Below are 22,954 nucleotides of genomic sequence, written 5' to 3'. Positions count from 1 at the left end.
CGGATCAGTCCAGCACCACGATTTCGGCCGAGTCGAAGGAGACTCCCACGGTGTCGCCGACCTCGGGCGCGTCCCGCAGCGCGCACGCCGCCTCGAGCGCCGGCGCGTCCTGCGGCTGCAGGCGCACGGTGACATGGGTGCCGCGAAAGGTGCGCGCGGCGACCATGCAGCGCAGCCCCTCGGCCGCGCCGGCCAGGCGGACGCCGCCGGGCCGTACGAGCAGCGTGCGCGCCCCCTGACCGGACCCGGCCGGCACCGGCACCTTCCCCCACGGCGTCACCGCCGCCTCGCCCGTGACGGTCGCCGCCACCACGTTGTCGAAGCCGAGGAAGCGGGCCACGAACGCGTCCGTGGGACGCTGCCACACCTCGAGGGGCGTACCGGACTGGGCGATCCGGCCGTCCCGCATCACCACGACCCGGTCGGCGAGCGCGAACGCCTCGCCCTGGTCGTGCGTGACCGCGAGCACGGTCGTGCCCAACCGGCCGAACAGCTCCCGCAGTTCCACGACGAGGCGTTCGCGCAGCGACCGGTCGAGCTGCCCGAGCGGCTCGTCGAGCATCAGCAGCCGAGGCCGCGGGGCGAGCGCCCGGGCCAGCGCCACCCGCTGCTGCTCACCGCCGGAGAGCGCGGCCACGGCCCGGTTCGCCGCCCCCGGCAGCCCGACCAGCTCGAGCAACTCCCGCACCCGCTCGCCCCGTCGGCCCTTCGGCATGGAGCGCATCCGCAGCCCGAAGGCCACGTTGCCGCCGACGTCCCGCTGCGGGAACAGCTGGTGGTCCTGGAACATCAGCCCGAGCTCCCTGCGGTGCGCGGGCACCCCCGCCTGGTCGCGTCCGTCCAGCGACACCCGTCCACGGTCGAGCGGCTGGAGCCCGGCCACCGCCCGCAGCAGTGTCGACTTGCCGCTGCCGCTGGGCCCGAGCACGCACACCACCTCGTGCTCGGCCACGGCGAGATCGACCTCGTCGAGGACGGCTCGCCCGCCGAACCGCACGGTCGCGCGTTCCAGCTCCAGCAGCATCAGAACTCCCCCGTCCGGTCGGTCCGCAGTCGCTCCAGCACCAGCAGCGCCACCGCGCACACCACCATCAGAATCGTCGAAAGGGCCATCGCCTGGCCATAGTTGAGCTCCCCGGCCCGGCCGAGCAGTCGCGCCACGGCGACCGGCAGGGTCGGGTTGTCGGGGCGTGCGATGAACACGGTCGCCCCGAACTCCCCCAGCGACACCGCGAAGGCGAACCCGGCCGCGACGAGCAGCGCCCGCCGCACCAACGGCAGGTCCACCTCCCGCCAGACCCGCCACGGGGACGCGCCCAGCACGGCGGCGGCCTCGCGCAGCCGCTGATCCACCGCCCGCAGCACCGGCAGCATGGTCCGCACCACGAAGGGGACGCCGACCAGCGCCTGCGCGAGGGGGACGAGGATCCAGGTGGCGCGCAGGTCCAGCGGAGGCTCGTCCAGCGCGATCAGGAAGCCGAAGCCGACGGTCACCGCGGAGACGCCCAGCGGGAGCATCAGCAGCGCGTCGAAGCCGCGGACCAGCCGTCCGGCGTCCCGTCGGGTGAGCGCCGCCGCGGCGAGCCCGCCCACCAACACGGCGATCACGGTCGCGACGGCGGCGTACTCCAGCGAGTTGCCGATCGCGTCGATCGGCGGGACGAGGAAGACGTTGCCCTCGTCGCTGGTCAGCGCCCGGTAGTAGGCGAAGTCGGGTACGTCGAAGGAGCGTTGCACCAGCACCGCGAGCGGCAGCACCAGCAGCACGGCGATCGTGGCGAGCACCCCGGCCAGCAGGGTCCACTGCCCCGCCCCGCGCGGCCGGCGTGCCGTGCCGGCCGCGTCGACCAGCCGCAGCGCGGACTCCCGCCTGCGCACCGTCCAGGCGTGCACGGCGAGGATCGCGCCGACGGCGCCGAACTGGACGACGGTGAGGACGGCGGCCGTCGACAGGTCGAAGACCTCGGAGGTCTGACGGTAGATCTCCACCTCGAGGGTGGAGAAGGTGGGGCCGCCGAGGATCTGCACCACACCGAACGAGGTGAAGGTGAAGAGGAACACCATCAGCGCGGCGGCCGCGACGGCGGGGCCGAGCGCGGGCAGGGTGACCGTGCGCCAGGCCCGCAGCCTGGACGCGCCCAGCATCCGCGCCGCCTCCTCCTGGCGGGGGTCCAGCTGCGCCCACAGCCCGCCCACGGTCCGTACGACGACCGCGTAGTTGAAGAACACGTGCGCCAGCAGGATCGCCCACACCGTGGTGTCCAGCCGTACGCCCCACAACTCGTCGAGCAGCCCGCCCCGGCCGACGAGCGCCAGGAACGCCGTGCCGACGACGACCGTCGGCAGCACGAACGGCACGGTGACGACGGCCCGCAGCACCTGCTTGCCGGGGAAGTCGAGGCGCGCGAAGACATACGCGGCGGGCAGCGCGACCAGCAGGGTGAGCGCGGTTGAGGCCAGCGCCTGCCAGAGGGTGAACCACAGGACGTGCCGGATGTCGGACTGCGCGAGGACGTCCCAGAGCCGCCCGAACCGCCAGGAGCCGTCGACGTCCAGGCCGCGGGCGACGATCGCGGCGACCGGGTAGGCGAAGAAGAGCCCGAAGAACGCGACGGGCACGGCCATGAGACCGAGCCGCCCCGCCGCGCTCCCCCGCTCGCCCCCGGCGCCCTCGGAGCCCTTGGCACTCCCGGCGCCCTCGGGTCCCTTGGCGCCCTCGGGTCCCTTGGCGCCCTCGGGTCCCCCGGGGCCCCCGGGCCCCTTGGCCGGGGTTACTTCAGTACGAGCGAGGTCCACGACTTGACCCACTGGTCGCGACGGTCGGCGATCTTCGCCGGATCCATGGTCTCGGGGTGTTCGGCGGCGGGCCCGTACCGCGTGAACTCGGCGGGCACGGCGACGCCCTTCACCACCGGGTAGACGAACATGTTGAGCGGCATGTCCTGCTGGAACTTCCCGCTGATCAGGAAGTCGATCAGGGCCTTGCCGCCCTCGGCGTTCGCCGCGTTGCTCAGCAGCCCTGCGAACTCGACCTGCCGGAAGCAGGTGCCGGTCGCGACACCGGTGGGCGCGGTGGCCGGCTTGGGATCGCCGAAGACCACCTCGGCGGGCGGCGAGGAGGCGTAGGAGACGACGAGCGGACGGTCGGCCTTCGCCTTCTTGCCGCCCGCCGACCCGGAGAACTCCTCGTTGTAGGCCTGGTCCCAGCCGTCGACCACCTTGACCCCGTTCGCCTTGAGCTTCTTCCAGTAGCCCTCCCAGCCGGCGTCGCCGTACTTCGCGGCGGTGCCGAGCACGAAGCCGAGGCCGGGCGAGGAGGTGGCGGCGTTCTCGGTGACGAGGAGGTCCTTGTAGGCGGGCTTCACCAGGTCGTCGAAGGTGGCCGGCGGGGCCAGCTTGTGCTCGGTGAAGTACGCCTTGTCGTAGTTGACGCAGATGTCGCCGAAGTCGACGGGCGTGACCCGGTGCTTGCCGGCGTCCAGCTGGTACCGGGCGTCGACCTGGTCCAGCCCCTTCGCCTCGTACGGCTGGAACAGCCCGTTGTCGAGGGCGCGGGAGAGGAGGGTGTTGTCGACGCCGAAGAAGACGTCGCCCTGCGGGTGGTCCTTGGTGAGGATCGCCTTGTTGACGGCCTGGCCGGCGTCGCCGTCCTTGAGGACCTTCACCCGGTAGCCGGACTGCTTCTCGAAGTCCGCGAGCACGCTCTTGGAGACGGCCCACGAGTCGTGGCTGACGAGGGTGACGGTCTTGGATTCCGCCGTCGTGCCCTTCTCGTCCGCCGACGACCCGCACGCGGAGAGCGCGACCAGGCCGAGCCCGACGGCCGCGGCGACGAAGGTCTTGTTCTGCACTGGTTTTCCTCCTGGGGTGGACCAGGAAGAGACGCGGCCCTGCCCGGTGTCCGCGCGGGACACCGGGCAGGGCGCAACAGCTCGAGTGATGACCGAACTTCCTACCCAGAATGACCTGGGCGAGGTTCAGAGGGTCTGCGGCCCGGTTGCCGCACTCTCAGCGCTGTGGCGCTCCCCTGTCGGAATATGAAGATGTCCGAATCTGACGATGTGATGTGGCCAGATTACCTCTCCGTGGCCGCGAGCTGACCACAGGCACCGTCGATCTCCTGGCCACGGGTGTCCCGGACGGTGACCGGCACCCCGTGCGCGGCGATCGCCTCGACGAACGCCTTCTCGTCCTCGGGCCGGGACGCCGTCCACTTCGAGCCCGGGGTCGGGTTCAGCGGGATCAGGTTGACGTGCACGGGCTTGCCGCGCAGCAGCCGGCCGAGCCGGTCACCACGCCACGCCTGGTCGTTGATGTCGCGGATCAGCGCGTACTCGATGGACAGCCGGCGGCCGGAGCGCTCGGTGTACGCGAACCCGGCGTCCAGCACCTCGCGCACCTTCCACCGCGTGTTCACGGGGACGAGCGTGTCGCGCAGCTCGTCGTCGGGGGCGTGCAGGGAGATCGCGAGCCGGCACTTGAAGCCCTCGTCGGCGAACCGGTGGATGGCCGGCACCAGCCCTACCGTCGACACGGTGATGCCCCGCTGGGACAGCCCGAGCCCGTCCGGCGCCGGGTCGGTGAGGGCACGCACGGCTCCCACGACCCGCTTGTAGTTGGCGAGCGGCTCGCCCATCCCCATGAACACGATGTTCGACAGCCGCGCCGGCCCGCCGGGGACCTCCCCGTCCCGCAGGGCCCGCATGCCGTCGACGATCTGGTGCACGATCTCGGCGGTGGACAGGTTCCGGTCGAGGCCCGCCTGCCCGGTGGCGCAGAACGGGCAGTTCATCCCGCACCCCGCCTGCGAGCTGATGCACATGGTCACCCGGTCCGGGTACCGCATCAGCACCGACTCCACGAGCGTGCCGTCGAACAGCCGCCACAGCGTCTTGCGTGTGGTCCCCTGGTCCGTCGACAGATGCCGCACGACCGACATCAGGTCCGGCAGCAGCGCATCGCGCAGCTTCTCGCGGGAACCGGCGGGAATGTCGGTCCACTCCGCCGGGTCGTGCGCGTAGCGCGCGAAGTAGTGCTGCGAGAGCTGCTTGGCGCGAAACGGCTTCTCCCCGACCTCCGCCACGACCTCCTTCCGCTCGGCGGGCGAGAGATCAGCGAGGTGCCGCGGCGGCTTCTGAGCTCCGCGGGGGGCGACGAATGTAAGTTCTCCGGGTGCAGGCATAACACGTCCAGTGTGGCAGATCATCTGCGGGGGCCCAGGCCAGAGCGGGGTGGGGGTGGTCACCCGCGGGTGCTGACTGTCAGCGTTGGTCGGCTTCGGACGGCCCAGGGACGGCCCAGGGGGCTCGGGGGCTGCGAATCGGTGGCGCGCGATAGCGGGCGTGGTGGACCGTGAGAACAGGCGGGTTCACAAGGCAACGGTGGCCAGTCAGGTATGCCCCCTCAACGGCCACGGGGGCGCCTCACCACCAAAGTCATCCCTGTGCCATGTCGTCGCGCAAGCCTGCCCGCCCCCTGCCATGCCTTTATCAGATCCCCAGGCCGTGTCTATCCATTTCCGGGAAATCATTCCTCGATCACCTGGCGCGTGCTACCTCTACGGTATGGCCGACTACCAGCTAGCGCACCCTCTCTACCTTGATGTCCAGATGATGGTCAGCTTTCTCGCCTACTTGGAGGGCGGCGTCTACGTCACCAGCGAAGAGACTCTCCAACGAGAGAAGAGCAGAGACAATAAAGTCGGCGGCTCGGGAAAGATGAAACTGCCCTCACTGGGGGCCCTACTTGGGCTTGAAGCGTCATTGAACGCCGAAACCGGGGGACACACCGGAGAAACCGCAGAGACTCGGGTCGCACGACATCACACCGCCGCGAGCCTATTTAATGGTTTGTACGGATTCCTACAAGAGGACGGCGCGATAAAGGTTCTGGAAACCCGCGAGGAGCTAGCAAGTGTAAAGCCCGGAGACTTCGTCAAACTGTCGGGCCGTTACACCGGGAATCCACTTGAGGAAACCCTGGCAATGATGAGCCAAATCATGGCTTACATGGAGGAGATGTCCCAAGGCGTCACTGGGGCTCGAACCCAACGCTCAGCGAACCGCCGCTCAGGCAACCCGCAGACCCGCGAGCAGGCTGCACAGCCGGAACCGAACCCACTTGCCGAGATCGTTGAGCAATTTAACGAGATTGATCAAAGCATCGAATTCAGAATTCTCAAGAAGATGAAAGAAGAGTTGGAATCTTCTCCGATTCACGATGTCGTACTTGAAACCTCAGCAGGCATTAAAGGTGTCCTGACAGTCGCTTCCGAGTACTACAACAGCACTGTCGCAGAAAAGCTTAGCTCGGGCGACTTCATCGTCCTCGGCAAGGTCACCCGCGTGCTTCGTGAGGGCGAATCCATCAACCTGACCCGCCGAACCGTAATGGGCAAAATGGGCGAGGATAATTTCGCGAGCTCAGTGACGAGCATTCCCGGGTTTGCCACGCAATCCAACGACCCGGTCGTTAACCATCCGGCGGTACAAATTTTGCCCATGGCCATCTTCGTCTAAAAATCCACCTAGGACGGTGCGATTCATAGGCGAGTCAAGACCGAAGTGATCTTGAAACCGCTCGTGGCATCGATGTCACCATGAGCCAAACTCCACACCCACCACACATAAACGACTCCTGACCAGGTGATTCGGCCCAGGGGTTGTCGCGCATACTCGCCTACGCCCGTCACCTCCGGACGCGACGGGCATGGATGAGGCGCGCACAGTCCTGTCTGGATCATCTCTGTTCGTTCCGCGCATGTGCCGCTACTCTGCGTACCCATGGGGAAAGCGGTGCGTCTGTACTGGGGATACATAGCGGTTGCGGCGTTGATCGTTGCCTGGAGCCAACAATGGTCGCTACCAGTCATTGTGGCTCTGTCGGTCGCGGTGTCGGCCTATGCCTCGTTCCAAGTGCCAGTCTGGTGCGGAGCAGTCAACAGGGACGGGCGGACCTACTGCCGCAACAACGCCTACGGGGTATTGATGGGGTGTCGCAACCGCCAACACAGGTGGCAGAAACTCAAGCTGATTGTCCTGCGCAGCAAGGTCGGAGACGTGAGCCGTTCCGTGTTCCCCACGGCCAAAGAGAAGTTCAATGGTGTTCTGGCTGTTGGAGGCCTGCTGTCTGCCGTTGCAGCGGTGATCGTTCCCGTTGTGACAGGTGGTTGACGGCCTACTCCAACCAACCGCAACCTGCTCTCATCCCGTCTGCCGTCGACCCACACACCGTGGAGCGGGCGTGGTTCAGGGCGTCAAGGTGGAGCGCGCCACTGTACGAACGACCTTGACGCCCTGGGCCGCGACTGCTCGGCTCTGCCTGGGTCGACGGCAGACGGGATGAGAGCTCCCGCATCAGCCACTCACGGCCGGCACTCGCGAACGGTGCCCCTGCCATCCTGGAGCCTGAGCGCCCCCGCCGGAGGCATGTCCTTGACCTGCGGGTGACTTCCTCGCTTCCGCCCGCAGCACGTAGCGCGCCGCCGGGCGCGGCCAGCCGGGGCGCAGACAGGAGGCAGGCCGCGCCGCAGAGGCGGCGCGCGCCCGCGCCGTGCGCGGGCTCTTGATGATGTAGGGAAAGTCGTACCGCGCTCGTGATCACGAACCGCTGGATCGTGGCCTGTCGGCTCCGTGCTCGCCTCGGCTACCGTTCCATCCATGCCTTCTGCACTGGACACACCCCAAGGGGCGGCGGACCTCGCCGAGTCCCTGCTGCCTCCGCTCGGGAACCGCTGGCTGCACACTCAGGCCGTGGCCGCTCGGGCGCAAGAGATCGCCGGGGCTGTGTCTGAGGCTGACCGTGATCTCCTCGTCGCCGCCGCATGGCTGCACGACATCGGCTACGCCCCCGAGTTGCGTGACACCGGCTTCCACCCCATCGATGGCGCGCGTCATCTGGAAACGCTGGGTGCGCCGGCGCGTCTCGTACGACTGGTCGCCCATCACTCCGGTGCCGTTTATGAGGCAGAGCAGCGCGGTCTCACTGCGGAGCTGGCCGTCTACGAGCGGGAAGACTCGCCGGTCCTGGACGCTCTGATCATGGCCGACATGACGACGGGCCCCGCGGGGCAGTCCTTCGACTTCGACACCCGCATTGACGAGATCCTCGTCCGCTACGAGCCGGGCAGCGAAGTGCACAACGCGATCAGCAACGCGCGGCCGTACCTCAAGGGCGCTGTCGAGCGGACGCGTGCCCGCATGGTTCATCAGCCGATGTAGGGCTCTGCCCGGCCGGCCAACCCGTGGTCGATCCGCATACGCATGGACGGGTGGATGTTCAGGTCATCCAGCCTGCTCGGGTCGACGAACGCTACTTCCTTGCTCTCGCTGCTGGTGCGCAGCTCGCCCCCGGTGATGCGGGCCGTGAAGCAGATCGAGAACTGTTGACGTACTTCGCCGTCGTCGTAGGCCATGACGTGGCCGGGGTCGGTGTAGAGACCGACCAGGCCTGTCACCTCGACGTCGAAGCCGGTCTCTTCCTTGGTCTCGCGCACCGCGGCGTCCGCGACCGACTCGCCGACGTCGACGCCGCCACCCGGCAGGGCCCATAGGTTGTTGTCGGTCTTGTGGATGAGCAGGACCTCTCCAGCCTCGTTGCACGCAACGGCGGTGACCGAGGGGACGATGCTGTTCGCCTTCGGGGCGTTCGGATCGTTGATGTAGTCGACGCGGGCCATGTTTCCAGCCTCGCACGACGGGCCCGCAGTTGAGCTAGGCGGGCCGCCCCCGCTCCCATGTGTAGTCGAAGCTCCGCATGTAGTGCCGGAACGTGCGGGCGCCAGGGATGTAGCGGAAGTGCAGGACCGGGTTCTGTCCGGCGGGAGCGCCGAGCACGTGCGGGTTCACGAGCACGTCGTCGTCGAAGCGGTAGATCGAGTTGTAGAGGATCGTGTCGTGCAGCCGGATCTCCACACCTGGCGTCTTCATCGCGGGTTCGAGGTAGCGCCGGGTGATCCGGGCGCGCGCGGCCAGGTCGTCCCCTATGCCTTCCTCTTCGCCGCGCTGGCGGACCATCTCCGACTCCGGGTCGCCGAGGAGGACGCGCACCTGAGCCCCGGACTTGGCCTTGTCGGCCAACTCGTACGGCAGGTCAGGGTGGTTGTCGAAGAGGAACAGCCCCGCGTACACGAGGATGTCCACCTGGTCCGCCGCCTTCTCGATGAGCGATGACCACAGAGCGGCCGGCACCGCGCCCCGGTGCGGGTAGTACGTGATGAGCTCGGACGTGCTCGCCGTCTCGGCCTGCTTCTCGACGGCCGGCCACAGGTAGACCTCGTCGACGCCGAGGTAGCTCGCGGCCTTCCAGCGGTGCCCTCGATGCGGCGTGCGGTCGGTCGTGATCCAGCGCTCCACGCTCTTGGGGTCGACTCCGACGTGCTGAGCCACGGACTGGATGGTCTCGCCCTTCGCTGAAATCGCCGCGCGCAGACGCTCGTTCGCCATGGCTTGCCCTTCCTGGGACACCTCGGGGACGTTTTGACGATAGCTCAGACGTCCCCAAACGTCCATACGGGCCGTGATGCGTCCACCCCCTCTCGCGGTCTCCTGTTCTCACCGACGGGAGTCGGTCAAGAACCCGCTACAGCAGGAGACAAGACGATGCGTCAGATCCCCGTGGACACCTCTGCCGCGACCGTGATGGTCGCCAAGACCCCGCAGCCCAAGGTGAAGGACCGCCGTACCGGTGAGATCGCCACCGACATGGAGACCGGCGCGAAGATGATGACCGTAGACGTGATGTTCGCGGCGAACGACGAGGTCGAGATCCTGTCCATCGCGGTCCCGGAGCCGGGTATCTCCGGTGAGCTGGCCATGGGTACGCCGGTCGCTCTCACGGGCCTAGTCGCCCGGCCGTGGGAGAACGACTTCAACGGTCAGAAGCGGCACGGCATCGCCTTCCGCGCGGTGGCCGTCACGTCGCTGGTCGCCGCTGCCGCGTCCTCGAAGGCGGCCTGATCATGACCGTCTTCACGGTCGCGCTGGTGCTGGTCGTCGCCGCCGCGGGTCTCCTGCGGTGGCGGCATCCCGCCTGGTACTGGATGACCTTCGGCGTCACCCTCGCCACGCTGCGGGTCCTGGTCCGCTACGCCTCCGTCATGGACGCCTGCGGGCTGACTGTCCCGCCCTCGCGCTGGCGGCTCGCCCTGGCCCGCATCGCCAACCGAGAGGTCCCCCCGTGCCGCCCGCCGCGCATCCTGCGCGTCCGGCCGACCCGGACCGGCCTGGTCCTGCGGCTGGGGCTACGGCCCGGACAGGACGCCTTCGACGTCGCCGCCTCCTCAGACCGGCTTCGGCACTCGTTCTCGATGTACGGGGTCACCTCGCGTGAGCTGCGCTCCGGGGTCGTCGAAGTGCGGATGACCGGCTATGACGTCCTCAAGCGGGTGCAGATGCCCGCCACCGCCGACACCCGCCCGATGCTCGTCCCCGTCGCCCTGCGCGAAGACGGCTCGGTCCACTACCGCGACTACCGGGCCGTCCCGCACGCCCTCACCCTCGGCGCTACGGAGTCCGGGAAGTCGGTCTACCTGCGCAACCTGGTCGCCGAACTCGCGCCGATGGACGTCGCCCTGGTCGGCATCGACTGCAAACAGGGCGTGGAGCTGTTCCCTCTCGCCCGCCGCTTCTCCGCCCTCGCCGACAACCCCGAAACCGCCGCCGAGCTGCTCAACGCCCTCGTGTCCCGCATGGAAGGCGTCTACCAGGTCATCCGCGCCGAACAGCGCATCACATCCGCCATCGCGGACGCGGAGATAGCCGCCGACATCTGGGACCTGCCCGAACACCTGCGGCCCGTGCCGGTCGTGGTCCTGGTCGACGAGGTCGCCGAACTCGCGCTCGCCACGAAGAAGAGCGACCCGCGCCGCGACCGGATCATCAAGGCCCTGGTCCGCCTCGCCCAGCTCGGCCGCGCGGCCGGCATCTACCTCGAGATCTGCGGGCAGCGCTTCGGCTCCGAACTCGGCGACGGCATCACCATGCTCCGCGCCCAGCTCACCGGCCGCACCGCCCACCGCGTCAACGACGAAACGAGCGCCAAAATGGCCTTCGGCGACATCTCCCCCGACGCCGTCCTGGCCGCCATCCAGATCCCCGCCGAACTGCGCGGGGTCGCCATCGCCGGGGACTCCACCGGAGGCTGGCACCGCATCCGCGCCCCGCACACCTCCCTGCGCCAGGCCGTCAACACCTGCAACCGGCACGCCAACCGCACCCCGGACCTGCCCGAACTCGCACCCTTCCGGCCCGAGCTGACCGGCACCGCCCCGGCAGTCGAGCAGCTGACCGAGACCGCTCCCGCCACAGCCTGACCCACCCCGCTCCACGGTCGGCGCGACCGCTTCGCGCCCGGTCCCTACCCCTGCCATGCCTAATGAAGGGAGAACCCCCGTCATGTGCCCCGACTGTGAGGACTTCGCCCGCACCGTCCTACTCCTCGGCCAGCTCGCCCTGTACGCCGACACCACCGGCGCGGACCTCGACTTCGTCGACGCCGTCAGCCCCGCCCTGGCCGCCTCGCTCCCCCAGCCGCCCGCCATGCCCGGTGAGGGGTCCTGATGGCCGCCCGTCACGGCCTGCGTGTTGACGCCGTCCTGGTCCAGGCCGTCATCGCCGGAGCGCTGTCCTTCGCCCACCTGCACGACCTCGCTGCCGCTGCCGGGCAGGACGGCTGGAAGGCCTGGGCCTACCCGATCAGCGTGGACCTGCTCCTGGTCGCCGCCTGGCGACGACTGCGCTCCGAGGGCCCGTCCCGGCTTGCCTGGTGCTGGTTCCTCATCGCCCTGTTCGCCTCCCTCGGCGCAAACGTCGCCACCGCCGGGTTCCTCGACCTGGCCGACCCGCCCGCCCTGCTGCGCCTGGGCATCGCCGGATGGCCCGCCCTCGCCTTCCTCGGCGGCACCCTCCTCGCCCACTCCGCCAACCACACACCCACTCCGCCGACACCCGCCCCGGCCCCGGAACTCGACTCCGCCACCGACCCCGAGCCGCTCCCCGAGCCCGCGCCCGTACTGGAGCCCGAGTCCTCGCCCACCCCGGTGGAAGAGCCCCCGGCCCTCCCGGCCGCCGACCCGGCACCCGCGGTTCCCGCCGTCCTCGTCGACCACGCCCGCAAGGTCGCCGACGACTACCGCGCCCGTACCGGCGGCCCGATCGACACCGACACCCTGCGCGCCCGCCTCGGCGTCCCGCCCCACCTCGCCGACGCCATCGCCGCCCAACTCGCCTGACCCGAAGGGACAACCACCGCCATGCCTGCTCGCGACAACTTCCACTCCGTCATGCGGATCGGCCCTGTGCAGATCGGCACCCACCGCGACCGCAACGGCCACACCAAGCACGCCGCCGTCTGCACCGCCGACCGCTGCGGCTGGTCCGCCGACTACTCCAGCCAGAGCGCCGCCCAGCTCGCCGCCCGCACCCACCGCTGCCGCGTCCGCTAGGAGACACCGCCATGCAGGTCCCGCTCTGGTTCGCACTCGCCGTCGTCGGCTACCTCGGCTGCAAGCTCTTCCGCCCGCCGCTCTGGCTGGTCCTGGTGCTGCTCCTCGGCGGCTACCTCATCGCCGACAGCCTGCTCGCCCCCGTCATCGACACCGCCATCACCAAGTAGGGAGACCCGCCGTGCTCCGTCCGAAGATCCCGACCATGCCCACCCCGACCGGGCTCGTCTCCCGGCCCGTCGTCGTCGAGCCGACCGCCGTCATCCAGCACACCCCCACCACGCCCGCCCCGGCCCCGGTCGCGCCGGCCTCGACGTCCCGGCCCACGGTGCAGCTCACCCCAGGCTCCGTCCTCGCCCTGGTCGGCGGCGGCACCGCCGTGGTCCTGGTCGTCGGCACGGTTCTCGTCTCGATGCTCCTGGCGGTCGCCATCACCGCCGCCTCGGTCGCCGTCTGCGCCCTGGTCATCCGCTCGCTGATCTCCTCCCAGCACCGCCGCTAAACGGCCCCGGGGCGACGCACAAGCCGCCAAGCACGCCGCCGCCTCCGGGACCGCGTTTCCGGTACGCCAACCGCATCGCCAAGGGAGAACGCCATGGAAGCGCACATAGCCGCGAGCATCCTGCCCTTACTCGGCTGGGCCGTGCACAGCGGCATCCTCGTCCGCCGCCTCGCCTCCGCCCGCCGCGACCCGCTCACCGGCCTGCACACACGCACCGGATGGACCGCCCGCGCCGAACACCTCATCCGCCGGCACCCCACCGCCTCCGTCCTCCTGGTCGACCTCGACCACTTCAAGACCCTCAACGACACCCACGGCCACGCCGCCGGGGACGCCGCCCTCGCAGCCACCGCCGACCGGCTCCGCACCTGGTGCGGACACAACGGCACCGCCGGCCGCCTGGGAGGGGACGAATTCGTCGCCGTCGTACGGGACTTGACCACCGCCGATCTCAACGCGCTGATCGCCGCACTTCACGGACCGCTGCCCTACGACGGAATGTCGTTGCCGCTGGCCGCCTCGGTCGGGGCCTGCACCCTCGCCGAGCTTCCGGTGCCCACCCTCACTAACGCGCTCGCCGCCGCTGATGCGGCCATGTACGCCGCCAAGGGCCGCGGCCGCCGGAGCTCCAGCACCACTCGCTGAGAGGCCACCGGGTGGCGCACAAGCCGCCAAGCACGCCGCCACCCGGGGCCGTTCCTTCCAACCGCAATCGAAAGGAACCACCATCATGGCCCACCACGCTCCCCGCTCGCCGAGGATCTGCCCGGCCTGCGACGGCTTCGCCTCCGCCGCCGTCACCCTCGGCGGCCGCGACCGCCGTGGCCACCTGCGCACCATCACCGCGCACTGCCCGGCCTGCCAGGGCACCGGCACCGCCCCCATCCGCCGCGACCGCGAGGGCGCCTGTGCCTGACACCCTGCTCGACCCGACCACCCTCGGCGACCTGCTGCGGGTGGCTTCGGCGTCCGACTACGACCGTTGGGAAGACCAGGTCCGCCGCACCGGCGGCTGCGCCGACCCCATCCACCTCACCGGCTGGACCCTCACCAAGGACAAGAGCACCGGCGAGACCCTGCACCACTACTCCACCGAGAACGAACCCGGCGGACGCCTGCGCCTCGCCTGCGGCAACCGCCGCGCCTCCCGCTGCCCGTCCTGCGCCTGGACCTACGCGGGCGACACCTACCACCTGATCCGCGCCGGGCTGGCAGGAGACGACCGCCGGGACGTACCCGCAACGGTCCGCGATCACCCGCGCGTGTTCGCCACCCTCACCGCCCCCTCGTTCGGCCGTGTCCACAACCGCACCGATCACGGCGTCTGCCGCTGCGGCACTCGCCATGCCGCCGACGATCCCGCTCTCGGTACCGCCCTCGACCCGACCACCTACGACTACGCGGCGGCCGTGCTGTTCAACAACCACGCCGGGCAGCTCTGGCAGCGCTTCACCAACCGGCTCCGCCGCGAGATCGCCGCCCGCGCCAGCCTCTCCCAACGGGCGCTGAAGGAAGCCGCCCGGGTCTCGTACGGCAAGGTCGCCGAGTTCCAAAAGCGCGGTGCCCTGCACTTCCATGCCGTCGTCCGCATCGACGGTCCCGACGGACCGTGCACCCCGCCCCCGGCCTGGGCGACCGTCGACCTCCTTGCCGACGCCATCCAGGCCGCCGCCGTCCACTGCTACACCTCGGTCTCGGTGCCCGCCGCCGGGGACCAGCCCGCCCGTACCTTCCGCTGGGGCACCCAGCTCGACGTCCGCCCGATCAAGGCCTTCGGCGACGGCTCCGACATCACCGAACAGGCCGTCGCCTCCTACGTCGCCAAGTACGCCACCAAGGCCGCCGAGAACACCGGCACCCTGGACCGCCGCATCGGCGAACTCACCGAACTCGACCGCCACGGCGTCCCCGACCACGCCCGCCGCCTCATCACCGCGTGCAAGGAACTCGACCCCCTCTACCCCGACCGCCGCCTGTGGGCCTGGGCACACATGCTCGGCTTCCGCGGCCACTTCTCCTCCAAGTCCCGCCGCTACTCCACCACCCTCGGCGAACTCCGCCAGACCCGCGCCGACTACCGCGCCGCCCAGGAACACGCCGCCCTCAGCCTGGACGACGTCGAGCCTGACACCGTCCTCGTCCTGGCCGACTGGCAGTACGCCGGACACGGCCACACCCCCGGCGAATCCGCCCTCGCCGCCACCATCGCCCGCAACCTCCAGCACAACCGCGAAACCGCCCGAGAAGCCCTACGCGACCAGCTCGCCCTGGAAGGAGCCGCCGCATGACCGTCACCACGCTTCCCGAGCGCTACCTGACGCCGGCCGACGTCGCCGAGCTGCTCGGCGTTCCGGTCGAGACCCTGTACCAGTGGCGGCGGAAGCGCACAGGTCCTCCGGCCTTCCGCGTCGGCCGACACCTTCGCTACGACCCCGTCCGGCTTCACCAGTGGGTCGACGGCCTGACCGAGGTGGCCGCCTGATGCCTGGTCATGTCCAAGACCGCTGGTACAAGACCGAGTCGGGTCCGAACGACAAGCCGGTGAAGGTGAAGACCGACCGCTACGGCAGCGGCCTGCGCTACCGGGCGCGATACGTCGGTCCGGACGGCACCGAGAAAAGCAGGTCCTTCCCCGACCGGCAGAAGCGCAAGGCGGAAGAGTGGCTGGCCGAGACGGCTGCCGACATGGCCCGTGGCCAGTACGTCGACCCCAAAGCCGCGCGCACCACTTTCCAGCAGTACGCGGAACGCTGGATCACGGGGCAGACCACCGACCTGAACACTCGCATCGGAGTGGAGACCCGGCTACGCCTGCACGCCTTCCCTCGCCTCGGAACGCGACCGCTCGGGTCGTTTCGGCCGGTCCACATCCGCGAGTTCGTACGCGACCTGGAGAATGACTCCGCGATAGGCGGTAGCTACGCCCGCAACATCTACGCCAACGTCCGCGCGGTGCTGTCGGCCGCCGTGGATGACGGCCACCTCGCCCGGAATCCTTGCTCGGCCGCATCCGTCCGCCCGCCGGCAGTGTCGACTGCCCGGGTCACGCCGTGGCTCCCGTCCCAAGTGCGTGCGGTCCGCGACGCTCTGCCCGAGCGGTACCGAGCCATGGTCTCCGTGGGCAGCGGCTGCGGTCTCCGTCAGGGCGAGATCATCGGGCTGTCGGAGGACGCCGTGCAGCTCGACGGCGACACGCTGCGGGTCACCACGCAGGTCAAGCTGATACGAGGTGTCGCGGTCTTCGCTCCGCCCAAGGGCAACAAGGAACGGGACGTACCGCTGCCCTCCTCGGTCGCCTCGGCCCTGCGGCAGCACATGAAGAGTCACCCGCCCGTGGGCTTCAAGCTTCCGTGGGGCAGGCCGGACGGTCCGCTCACCGAGCGCCGTCTGATCTTTACGAACACTGTCGGCGGCCTCGTCTGGCGGAGCAATTTCAATGTCTACGAGTGGAAGCGCGCTCTTGCCGCGGCCGGCCTTATCCCGACTCCCGAACCTGGGCAGCGGCACGCGTCCGCCCGGCACCATGGAATGCACGCCCTTCGGCACTTCTACGCCTCGGTCCTCCTGGATGCGGGCGAGAGCATCAAGGCAGTGAGCGAGTATCTCGGGCACTCCGACCCGGCGATGACGCTGCGGGTGTACGCCCACCTGATGCCCAGCAGCAGCGAGCGCGCCCGCCGGGCCCTGGACGACGTCTTCGGCACGGCCCAGGAGCCCTGACGGCCCAGACACGGCCCACCGGGCACAAGACGGCCCCCTACTGGCGACATAACCGCTGGTAGGGGGCTTCTTCATGCCCGCGGAAGATCTGTTCTCCGGGCTTCGGCATAACCCCTCCAGTGTCGCAGATCAAATCCGGCCCCCCGGGCCGGAGCGGGGTGGGGGCGGTCACCCGCGGGCGCCGGCCGTCGGAGCGGCCCAGTAGCCTGATCCGAATCAAATCCGGGGGGCTTGTGCGAAGAACATCGACCGCCGTCACGGCGGCCCTGGCATGCCTGGTGCTGGGGGCCGTCGTGGCCGGCTGCACACTCGACGACGCCGCCGAGAGAGGCTCCGCCGAGCAGATGCTCGACGACGCGAATGACGCCATGCGCGCGCTCAAGTCGGTGACCATCGACTCGGTCACCACCATGCCCTCCGGTGATGACTACTCCAGCCGGCTGACGACCGACCTCAAGAGCAACTGTTCGTTCAGGACGACCTCGGTCACCGGTGCGCGCCTCGAGCAGATCCGGATCGGCGAGACGGACTACGTCCGCCCCGATCGCGCGTACCTCGAGGAGTCGGGCCGGACCATGACCGGCGTGAAAGAACAGAACCGCTGGATCAAAACTCCGGTCAGCGCTGCGCATCCAGGGGGCGGGCTCGCCACATGCACGTGGCAGTTCACCTCCTTCGGCGTGGCGGTGAAGGGCGCGTCGACCAAGGTCGACGGCCGCCGGGCGTTCTCCTTGACAGTGACCGACACCGCCGGCACAGCGGGGAAGGCCGGCAAGGAAGGCGCGGGGGGCAAGCAAGGCACGGGGGGCACCTACACCTTCTACGTCGCCACCGAGGGCAAGCCGTACATCCTCAGGGTCATCTACAAGGGCGCCGACCATCACTCCACCACCACGTTCAGCGCCTTCGACGAGCCCCTGAACGTACGGCCCCCGGCCCAGGCCGACGTGGTGGACATGAACGGCATCGGCCGATGAGGGGACGCGTCGGACGGACCGGCCTTCCTCACCGGTCGTGACACGGCAGAGGGCCCCGTCCCGGTCGAGGACGAGGCCCGCGCGCGCGTGCGTACCCGTCAGCCCGAGCCCGCGAACAGGACGAACAGGGCCCAGACCACCGGAGCCGTCGGCAGCAGACTGTCCAGACGGTCCATGATCCCGCCGTGGCCCGGAAGCAGGGTGCCCATGTCCTTGATGCCCAGGTCCCGCTTGATCATGGACTCGCCCAGGTCGCCGAGCGTGGCGCTGACCGCGACGGCGAGGCCGAGCAGCAGACCCTGCCACCAGGTGCCGCCGTCGATCAGGAACTGCACGCACAGCGCACCGGCGACCATTGCGAACGCCACCGCGCCCAGCAGGCCCTCGCGGGTCTTGCCGGGGCTGATGCGCGGGGCGAGCTTGGTCTTGCCGAAGCGCCAGCCGACGGCGTAGGCACCCGTGTCGCTGACGACCGTCAGGAGCAGGAAGATCAGAACGCGGAAGGCGCCGTCGTCGGCGGTGAGCATCAGGGCGACGAACGTGGCCAGGAACGGGACGTAGAAGGCCGCGAAGACCCCGGCGGTGACGTCCTTCAGGTAGCCCTCGGGCGGTTCGGTCATGCGCCAGACCAGCACCGCCAGCGCGGTGAGGGCCATGGCGACCCAGGCGCCCTCGGGTCCCCGGACGTATCCGGCGACGATCATCGCAGCCCCGCCGACCGCGAGCGGCACGAGCGGCGCCTTGATGCCCTTGCGCTCCTGCAGCCTGCTGGTGAGCTCCCACAGGCCCACGACGACGGCGACCACTATCACCCCGACGAAGACGGCCTTGACGACGAACAGCGAGGCGACGATCACGGCGCCGAGCCCGACGCCGACCCCTATGGCCGCGCCCAGGTCTCGGCCCGCGCTCTTCTTCTGCGGTGCGGGCGCCGGCTGAGGGGCGTCGGGCATGGGCTCCGGATTCTGCGGCACTGCCGCAGGGGGCCGTGCCGACGGGGTGTCGTTGCCGTGGGCGGCGGCGCCGTAGGGCTGGGTGCCGTAGGGCTGGGTGCCGTAGGGCGCGCCGCCGTGGTTCTCGTCTCGGAACAAGGGGCCGCCCGGCCGAGCGGCCCCCCTGTCGTCATCCTGGTGACCGCCGTGTGCGGGTACGTCGGGGACGATGGGCATGGGGCGAGTGTGCTGCGCCTCAGGCGCATCGTACGCGGGACCCGCCGGGGCAGCCCCCTGGACAGGTCCCTGCCCCCGGTCGACGGGCCCCCCGTACCCGGCCCTCGGTCCGGCGTGCGGCGGTGAGCCCCAGGAAGAGTCGTTCATCAGACCTCGAGCAGCTCTGATTCCTTGTGCTTCAGGAGCTCGTCCACCTGGGCGACGTACTTCGCGGTGGTGTCGTCGAGCTCCTTCTCCGCACGGCGGCCCTCGTCCTCGCCGACCTCGCCGTCCTTGACCAGCTTGTCGATCGCGTCCTTGGCCTTGCGGCGGACCGCGCGGATGGACACCTTGGCGTCCTCGCCCTTGCCCTTGGCGACCTTGATGTAGTCGCGGCGGCGCTCCTCGGTCAGCTCGGGGAACACCACGCGGATGATGTTGCCGTCGTTGCTCGGGTTGACGCCCAGGTCGGAGTCCCGGATCGCCTGCTCGATGTTGCGCAGCGCGGTCTTGTCGAACGGCGTCACGACCGCCATGCGCGGCTCCGGCACGGAGAACGACGCCAGCTGGTTGATCGGCGTCGGCGCGCCGTAGTAGTCGGCGACGATCTTGTTGAACATCGCCGGGTGCGCACGGCCGGTGCGGATCGCGGCGAAGTCCTCCTTGGCGACGACGACGGCCTTCTCCATCTTCTCCTCGGCCTCGAGGAGGGTCTCTTCGATCACCACTTGCTCCTGCGTGTCTTGAGTAGGCCCGGCTGCGGATCCTTGCGGGGGCGGCGGCCGGCTGCGTCGCGTCTTCTTCCTGCACGGTTCCCGACCGGCAGGACATTGTCCATCCCCCGACCAGGGTCCGCCCCCCGGTCAGGTGTTGTCGTACGTAACCGGGATTCCACCGGTCAGGCTCGGCCGCCTTGCTCGTCCACCAGCGTGCCGATCTTCTCACCCTTGACGGCGCGAGCGATATTGCCCTCCGCGAGAAGCTCGAAGACGAGGATCGGGAGTTTGTTGTCGCGGCACAGGGTGACCGCGGTGGCGTCGGCGACCTTCAGCTCGCGCGTGATGACCTCGCCGTAGCCGAGAGCGTCGTACTTGACGGCCGCCGGGTTGGTCTTGGGGTCGGAGTCGTAGACGCCGTCCACGCCGTTCTTGCCCATGAGCAGCGCCTCGGCGTCGATCTCCAGGGCGCGCTGCGCGGCGGTGGTGTCGGTGGAGAAGTACGGCATGCCCATACCGGCGCCGAAGATCACCACACGGCCCTTCTCCAGGTGCCGCACGGCGCGCAGCGGGATGTACGGCTCGGCGACCTGACCCATGGTGATGGCGGTCTGCACGCGGCTGTCGATGCCCTCCTTCTCCAGGAAGTCCTGGAGGGCGAGGCAGTTCATGACGGTGCCGAGCATGCCCATGTAGTCCGAGCGGGCGCGGTCCATGCCGCGCTGCTGGAGTTCGGCGCCGCGGAAGAAGTTGCCGCCGCCGATGACGACCGCGATCTCGGCGCCGTCGCGCACGACCGCGGCGATCTCGCGGGCGATCTTGTGCACCACGTCGGGGTCCACGCCCAGGCCCCCGCCTCCGGAGAACGCCTCTCCGGAAAGCTTCAGCAGGAACCGGCCGTGTACCTTGCCGTCGTCGCTCTTCTGGGCCTTGGTGGTCATGGGAGTTCCCGCCTCTTTCGCGTGGTGCACAAACGAAGAAGGCCACTGCCGGTGGGGTGTCGTTCGCATCCCATGCGCGGCAATGGCCTCCTCGTCAGATCTGCTGTCGTCCGCCACACGTGCGCGTGACGGCGTACCGGACGACTGCGTCCGACCCTATCGGGCCGACGCGTCGGTCGCGGTACGGACTCAGATGCCGACCTTGATGCGCGTGAAGCGCTTCAGGGTGACACCGGCCTCGTCCAGAACCTTCTGGACCGACTTCTTGTTGTCCAGCGCGTACGGCTGGCCGAGCAGCGTGGCGTCCTTGAAGAAGCCGTTGACCCGACCCTCGACGATCTTCGGCAGGGCGGCCTCGGGCTTGCCCTCGGCGCGGGTGGTCTCCTCGGCGACGCGGCGCTCGGACTCGACGACCTCGGCCGGCACGTCCTCCTTGGAGAGGTACTTCGGCGCGAAGGCGGCGATGTGCTGCGCGACGCCCTTGGCGATCTCGGCGTTCGGCTTGTCCAGCTCGACGAGGACACCGATCTGCGGGGGCAGGTCGGGCATCGTGCGGTGCATGTACGCGGTGACGTAGCCGTCGGTGAACTGCGCGAAGCGGTCCAGCACGATCTTCTCGCCGAGGTTGGCGTTGGCCTCGTCCACGAACGCCTGGACGGTCTTGCCGGGCTCGATCTCGGAGCCGAGCAGCGCCTCGATGTCGGCCGGGGCGGTCTTCGCGACGTGCTCGGCGATCGCGCCCGCGACGGCCTGGAACTTGTCGCCCTTGGCGACGAAGTCCGTCTCGCACTTCAGCTCGACGAGGACGCCGGAGGAGTTGTCGTCGGCGATGACCGAGACCACGGCGCCGTTCTCGGCGGAGCGGCCCTCGCGCTTGGCGACGCCCTTCTGACCCTTGATCCGGAGCGCCTCGACGGCCTTGTCGACGTTGCCCTCGGCCTCGTCCAGCGCCTTCTTGCAGTCCATCATGCCGGCGCCGGTGAGCTCACGGAGCTTCTTGACGTCGGCGGCGGTGTAGTTCGCCATGATCTGTGAATCTCTCTCGGAGTTCGAAGTCTCGAAGATCTACGAAGATCTGCGGGCTGTGGGTGGACGGCGGGCGGCACGCTCGGTGCCCCCCGCCGTCACTTCGCCCTACAGCCGTACGGACCGCGTGGCGACCGTACGGCTCACGGCCTGGATCAGGCCTGCTCGCCCTCGGCGGCCGGAGCGGCCTCGGCAGCGGGAGCCTCGGCAGCAGCCTCGGCTTCGGCGGCGGGGGCCTCAGCAGCAGCCTCGGCCGCGGGAGCCTCGGCAGCAGCCTCGGCTTCGGCGGCGGGGGCCTCGGCAGCGGCCTCGGCCGGCTTCTCGGCAGCCTCGTCGGCCTTCTTCTCACCCTCGAGCAGGTCGCGCTCCCACGCGGCCAGCGGCTCGCCGGCGGCCTTGTCGCCCTTGTCGCCGGTGGCGACGCCGGAACGGGAGATGAGGCCCTCGGCGACGGCGTCGGCGATCACGCGGGTGAGCAGGGTGACGGAGCGGATCGCGTCGTCGTTGCCCGGGATCTTGTAGTCGACCTCGTCGGGGTCGCAGTTGGTGTCGAGGATGGCGACGACCGGGATGTTGAGCTTCCGGGCCTCACCGACCGCGATGTGCTCCTTCTTGGTGTCCACGATCCAGACGGCGCTGGGGACCTTGGACATCTCGCGGATACCACCGAGGGTCTTCTCGAGCTTGGCCTTCTCGCGCGAGAGGACCAGGAGCTCCTTCTTCGTCAGACCCGAGGCGGCGACGTCCTCGAAGTCGATGAGCTCGAGCTCCTTGAGGCGCTGCAGGCGCTTGTAGACGGTCGAGAAGTTGGTGAGCATGCCGCCCAGCCAGCGCTGGTTGACGTAGGGCATGCCGACGCGGGTGGCCTGCTCCGCGATGGCCTCCTGCGCCTGCTTCTTCGTGCCGACGAACATGACCGTGCCGCCGTGGGCGACGGTCTCCTTGACGAACTCGTAGGCGCGGTCGATGTACGACAGCGACTGGAGCAGGTCGATGATGTAGATGCCGTTGCGCTCGGTGAAGATGAAGCGCTTCATCTTCGGGTTCCAGCGACGGGTCTGGTGACCGAAGTGGACGCCGCTTTCCAGCAGCTCCCGCATCGTGACGACGGCCATGGCCGTTCTCCTTGTTTTTCTCGGTTGTGCCGCGGGGACCGGACGGCTCCCGCGCCTGACGCCCGCGATGCACCGGAGCCACGAAGGACCGAGGGGTGCGGATACCGGTGGACCGACCGTGGCCGGGCCCCCGATATTGGGGCGTGCGAAGTCGACCCGGTGACCCGGATCGCCAGAAGAAGTGTACGGGACCCGAGGGGGGCCGGGTGACGCCGCTCTCCACAAGCGGCGGACCGTCCACAGGCCGCAGCCGTGATCGGCGGGATGCCGGAGGGTTCGGCCATGTACGCGAAACGATGCCTCGGCGGCCTGGCGCTGCTTCTGTCGATCATGACCCTGACGTCCACGGCGTGGGCCGGCCCACCCG

Annotated in this window: 27 protein-coding genes; 16 read left to right on the top strand and 11 right to left on the bottom strand. The window is 69.5% G+C overall.

Features of this window, described 5'->3' with window-relative positions; all coding sequences use genetic code 11:
* Positions 1-4 precede the first annotated feature (4 nt).
* From QA802_RS29920 to rlmN, 4 genes are all read right to left on the bottom strand, one after another.
* Positions 5-1,024 carry an ABC transporter ATP-binding protein gene (locus QA802_RS29920; RefSeq protein ID WP_334528953.1) on the bottom strand — a complete coding sequence of 340 codons (1,020 nt, stop codon included), beginning with the start codon at positions 1,022-1,024 and terminating at the stop codon, positions 5-7.
* Complete coding sequence (locus QA802_RS29915) at positions 1,024-2,625, bottom strand: ABC transporter permease (protein WP_334534982.1); 1,602 nt, start codon at positions 2,623-2,625, stop codon at positions 1,024-1,026. The genes QA802_RS29920 and QA802_RS29915 overlap by 1 nt, the downstream gene beginning before the upstream one ends.
* A 146-nt stretch (positions 2,626-2,771) precedes the next feature.
* A complete protein-coding gene (locus QA802_RS29910; protein WP_334528950.1) occupies positions 2,772-3,851 on the bottom strand; it encodes a thiamine ABC transporter substrate-binding protein in 1,080 nt (359 codons plus the stop codon).
* Between the two features lie 224 nt (positions 3,852-4,075).
* Positions 4,076-5,182, bottom strand: coding sequence for a dual-specificity RNA methyltransferase RlmN (rlmN, locus tag QA802_RS29905; protein ID WP_334528947.1), 1,107 nt, complete (start codon positions 5,180-5,182; stop codon positions 4,076-4,078).
* 382 nt (positions 5,183-5,564) lie between these two features.
* Between rlmN and QA802_RS29900 the strand changes: the two genes are divergently transcribed.
* From QA802_RS29900 to QA802_RS29890, 3 genes are all read left to right on the top strand, one after another.
* Positions 5,565-6,518 (top strand): DUF6414 family protein, encoded by a 954-nt coding sequence (locus QA802_RS29900; protein WP_334528944.1) that lies wholly within the window; start codon positions 5,565-5,567, stop codon positions 6,516-6,518.
* A gap of 264 nt (positions 6,519-6,782) precedes the next feature.
* The gene (locus tag QA802_RS29895) at positions 6,783-7,172 is read left to right on the top strand and encodes a hypothetical protein (protein ID WP_319195466.1); all 390 of its coding nucleotides are present in this window, start codon (positions 6,783-6,785) and stop codon (positions 7,170-7,172) included.
* Positions 7,173-7,658: 486 nt separating this feature from the next.
* Positions 7,659-8,219, top strand: coding sequence for an HD domain-containing protein (locus QA802_RS29890; protein ID WP_334528930.1), 561 nt, complete (start codon positions 7,659-7,661; stop codon positions 8,217-8,219).
* Here QA802_RS29890 and QA802_RS29885 read toward each other — a convergent pair.
* The gene (locus tag QA802_RS29885) at positions 8,207-8,677 is read right to left on the bottom strand and encodes an NUDIX hydrolase (protein ID WP_334528928.1); all 471 of its coding nucleotides are present in this window, start codon (positions 8,675-8,677) and stop codon (positions 8,207-8,209) included. The genes QA802_RS29890 and QA802_RS29885 overlap by 13 nt on opposite strands.
* 34 nt (positions 8,678-8,711) lie before the next feature.
* On the bottom strand, positions 8,712-9,443 hold the full coding sequence (locus QA802_RS29880) for an XRE family transcriptional regulator (protein WP_334528925.1): 732 nt from the start codon (positions 9,441-9,443) through the stop codon (positions 8,712-8,714).
* A gap of 156 nt (positions 9,444-9,599) precedes the next feature.
* Between QA802_RS29880 and QA802_RS29875 the strand changes: the two genes are divergently transcribed.
* The 13 genes from QA802_RS29875 to QA802_RS29815 all read left to right on the top strand — a co-directional run bounded on the left by QA802_RS29875 (position 9,600) and on the right by QA802_RS29815 (position 17,641).
* Positions 9,600-9,956, top strand: a complete 357-nt coding sequence (locus tag QA802_RS29875; protein ID WP_200735154.1) for an SCO3933 family regulatory protein — start codon at positions 9,600-9,602, stop codon at positions 9,954-9,956.
* 2 nt (positions 9,957-9,958) lie between these two features.
* Positions 9,959-11,311 (top strand): FtsK/SpoIIIE domain-containing protein, encoded by a 1,353-nt coding sequence (locus QA802_RS29870; protein WP_334528915.1) that lies wholly within the window; start codon positions 9,959-9,961, stop codon positions 11,309-11,311.
* Positions 11,312-11,393: 82 nt separating this feature from the next.
* Positions 11,394-11,558: a hypothetical protein gene (locus tag QA802_RS29865; RefSeq protein WP_334528912.1), complete on the top strand. Its 165-nt coding sequence runs from the start codon at positions 11,394-11,396 to the stop codon at positions 11,556-11,558.
* Complete coding sequence (locus tag QA802_RS29860) at positions 11,558-12,229, top strand: DUF2637 domain-containing protein (RefSeq protein ID WP_334528909.1); 672 nt, start codon at positions 11,558-11,560, stop codon at positions 12,227-12,229. The genes QA802_RS29865 and QA802_RS29860 overlap by 1 nt, the downstream gene beginning before the upstream one ends.
* A gap of 21 nt (positions 12,230-12,250) precedes the next feature.
* The gene (locus QA802_RS29855; RefSeq protein WP_031169598.1) at positions 12,251-12,442 is read left to right on the top strand and encodes a mobile element transfer protein; all 192 of its coding nucleotides are present in this window, start codon (positions 12,251-12,253) and stop codon (positions 12,440-12,442) included.
* Between the two features lie 11 nt (positions 12,443-12,453).
* Positions 12,454-12,612: a hypothetical protein gene (locus tag QA802_RS29850; RefSeq protein ID WP_266717816.1), complete on the top strand. Its 159-nt coding sequence runs from the start codon at positions 12,454-12,456 to the stop codon at positions 12,610-12,612.
* 11 nt (positions 12,613-12,623) lie between these two features.
* Positions 12,624-12,944 carry a SpdD-like protein gene (locus QA802_RS29845; protein WP_334528902.1) on the top strand — a complete coding sequence of 107 codons (321 nt, stop codon included), beginning with the start codon at positions 12,624-12,626 and terminating at the stop codon, positions 12,942-12,944.
* A gap of 93 nt (positions 12,945-13,037) precedes the next feature.
* On the top strand, positions 13,038-13,589 hold the full coding sequence (locus QA802_RS29840) for a GGDEF domain-containing protein (protein WP_334528899.1): 552 nt from the start codon (positions 13,038-13,040) through the stop codon (positions 13,587-13,589).
* Positions 13,590-13,674: 85 nt separating this feature from the next.
* On the top strand, positions 13,675-13,860 hold the full coding sequence (locus tag QA802_RS29835) for a hypothetical protein (RefSeq protein ID WP_334528896.1): 186 nt from the start codon (positions 13,675-13,677) through the stop codon (positions 13,858-13,860).
* Complete coding sequence (gene repSA / locus QA802_RS29830) at positions 13,853-15,232, top strand: replication initiator protein RepSA (RefSeq protein WP_334528893.1); 1,380 nt, start codon at positions 13,853-13,855, stop codon at positions 15,230-15,232. The genes QA802_RS29835 and repSA overlap by 8 nt, the downstream gene beginning before the upstream one ends.
* Positions 15,229-15,426 (top strand): helix-turn-helix transcriptional regulator, encoded by a 198-nt coding sequence (locus QA802_RS29825; RefSeq protein WP_334528890.1) that lies wholly within the window; start codon positions 15,229-15,231, stop codon positions 15,424-15,426. The genes repSA and QA802_RS29825 overlap by 4 nt, the downstream gene beginning before the upstream one ends.
* Entirely contained in the window at positions 15,426-16,664 is a 1,239-nt protein-coding gene (locus tag QA802_RS29820) for a tyrosine-type recombinase/integrase (RefSeq protein ID WP_334528887.1), read from the top strand. Before QA802_RS29825 ends, QA802_RS29820 begins: the two co-directional genes overlap by 1 nt.
* 233 nt (positions 16,665-16,897) lie before the next feature.
* Positions 16,898-17,641, top strand: a complete 744-nt coding sequence (locus QA802_RS29815) for a hypothetical protein (RefSeq protein ID WP_334528884.1) — start codon at positions 16,898-16,900, stop codon at positions 17,639-17,641.
* A 98-nt stretch (positions 17,642-17,739) separates the two neighbouring features.
* Here QA802_RS29815 and QA802_RS29810 read toward each other — a convergent pair whose 3' ends face one another.
* From QA802_RS29810 to rpsB, 5 genes are all read right to left on the bottom strand, one after another.
* Positions 17,740-18,957: a phosphatidate cytidylyltransferase gene (locus QA802_RS29810; RefSeq protein ID WP_334528881.1), complete on the bottom strand. Its 1,218-nt coding sequence runs from the start codon at positions 18,955-18,957 to the stop codon at positions 17,740-17,742.
* Positions 18,957-19,514, bottom strand: a complete 558-nt coding sequence (gene frr / locus QA802_RS29805; RefSeq protein ID WP_107448712.1) for a ribosome recycling factor — start codon at positions 19,512-19,514, stop codon at positions 18,957-18,959. Before frr ends, QA802_RS29810 begins: the two co-directional genes overlap by 1 nt.
* Positions 19,515-19,687: 173 nt before the next feature.
* Positions 19,688-20,446 carry a UMP kinase gene (gene pyrH, locus QA802_RS29800; RefSeq protein ID WP_057580534.1) on the bottom strand — a complete coding sequence of 253 codons (759 nt, stop codon included), beginning with the start codon at positions 20,444-20,446 and terminating at the stop codon, positions 19,688-19,690.
* 189 nt (positions 20,447-20,635) lie between these two features.
* Positions 20,636-21,472: a translation elongation factor Ts gene (gene tsf, locus QA802_RS29795; protein WP_319170226.1), complete on the bottom strand. Its 837-nt coding sequence runs from the start codon at positions 21,470-21,472 to the stop codon at positions 20,636-20,638.
* 155 nt (positions 21,473-21,627) lie between these two features.
* Complete coding sequence (rpsB, locus tag QA802_RS29790) at positions 21,628-22,587, bottom strand: 30S ribosomal protein S2 (RefSeq protein WP_334528875.1); 960 nt, start codon at positions 22,585-22,587, stop codon at positions 21,628-21,630.
* Positions 22,588-22,954 lie beyond the last annotated feature (367 nt).

This window comes from Streptomyces sp. B21-105 (genome assembly GCF_036898465.1).
Lineage (GTDB): Bacteria > Actinomycetota > Actinomycetes > Streptomycetales > Streptomycetaceae > Streptomyces.
Note: the sequence above shows the minus strand (reverse complement) of the source record. Positions and strands in the feature narration are given on the sequence as shown.

Coding starts and splice junctions, on each gene's coding strand:
- QA802_RS29825 (WP_334528890.1), top strand. CDS start 15,229: ATGACCGTCACCACGCTTCCCGAGCGCTACCTGACGCCGGCCGACGTC.
- QA802_RS29920 (WP_334528953.1), bottom strand. CDS start 1,024: ATGCTGCTGGAGCTGGAACGCGCGACCGTGCGGTTCGGCGGGCGAGCC.
- QA802_RS29890 (WP_334528930.1), top strand. CDS start 7,659: ATGCCTTCTGCACTGGACACACCCCAAGGGGCGGCGGACCTCGCCGAG.
- QA802_RS29855 (WP_031169598.1), top strand. CDS start 12,251: ATGCCTGCTCGCGACAACTTCCACTCCGTCATGCGGATCGGCCCTGTG.
- QA802_RS29865 (WP_334528912.1), top strand. CDS start 11,394: ATGTGCCCCGACTGTGAGGACTTCGCCCGCACCGTCCTACTCCTCGGC.
- QA802_RS29870 (WP_334528915.1), top strand. CDS start 9,959: ATGACCGTCTTCACGGTCGCGCTGGTGCTGGTCGTCGCCGCCGCGGGT.
- QA802_RS29900 (WP_334528944.1), top strand. CDS start 5,565: ATGGCCGACTACCAGCTAGCGCACCCTCTCTACCTTGATGTCCAGATG.
- pyrH (WP_057580534.1), bottom strand. CDS start 20,446: ATGACCACCAAGGCCCAGAAGAGCGACGACGGCAAGGTACACGGCCGG.
- QA802_RS29820 (WP_334528887.1), top strand. CDS start 15,426: ATGCCTGGTCATGTCCAAGACCGCTGGTACAAGACCGAGTCGGGTCCG.
- QA802_RS29835 (WP_334528896.1), top strand. CDS start 13,675: ATGGCCCACCACGCTCCCCGCTCGCCGAGGATCTGCCCGGCCTGCGAC.
- rlmN (WP_334528947.1), bottom strand. CDS start 5,182: ATGCCTGCACCCGGAGAACTTACATTCGTCGCCCCCCGCGGAGCTCAG.
- QA802_RS29810 (WP_334528881.1), bottom strand. CDS start 18,957: ATGAACGACTCTTCCTGGGGCTCACCGCCGCACGCCGGACCGAGGGCC.
- QA802_RS29860 (WP_334528909.1), top strand. CDS start 11,558: ATGGCCGCCCGTCACGGCCTGCGTGTTGACGCCGTCCTGGTCCAGGCC.
- QA802_RS29875 (WP_200735154.1), top strand. CDS start 9,600: ATGCGTCAGATCCCCGTGGACACCTCTGCCGCGACCGTGATGGTCGCC.
- QA802_RS29850 (WP_266717816.1), top strand. CDS start 12,454: ATGCAGGTCCCGCTCTGGTTCGCACTCGCCGTCGTCGGCTACCTCGGC.
- QA802_RS29885 (WP_334528928.1), bottom strand. CDS start 8,677: ATGGCCCGCGTCGACTACATCAACGATCCGAACGCCCCGAAGGCGAAC.
- QA802_RS29880 (WP_334528925.1), bottom strand. CDS start 9,443: ATGGCGAACGAGCGTCTGCGCGCGGCGATTTCAGCGAAGGGCGAGACC.
- QA802_RS29895 (WP_319195466.1), top strand. CDS start 6,783: ATGGGGAAAGCGGTGCGTCTGTACTGGGGATACATAGCGGTTGCGGCG.
- QA802_RS29840 (WP_334528899.1), top strand. CDS start 13,038: ATGGAAGCGCACATAGCCGCGAGCATCCTGCCCTTACTCGGCTGGGCC.
- QA802_RS29915 (WP_334534982.1), bottom strand. CDS start 2,625: ATGGCCGTGCCCGTCGCGTTCTTCGGGCTCTTCTTCGCCTACCCGGTC.
- rpsB (WP_334528875.1), bottom strand. CDS start 22,587: ATGGCCGTCGTCACGATGCGGGAGCTGCTGGAAAGCGGCGTCCACTTC.
- tsf (WP_319170226.1), bottom strand. CDS start 21,472: ATGGCGAACTACACCGCCGCCGACGTCAAGAAGCTCCGTGAGCTCACC.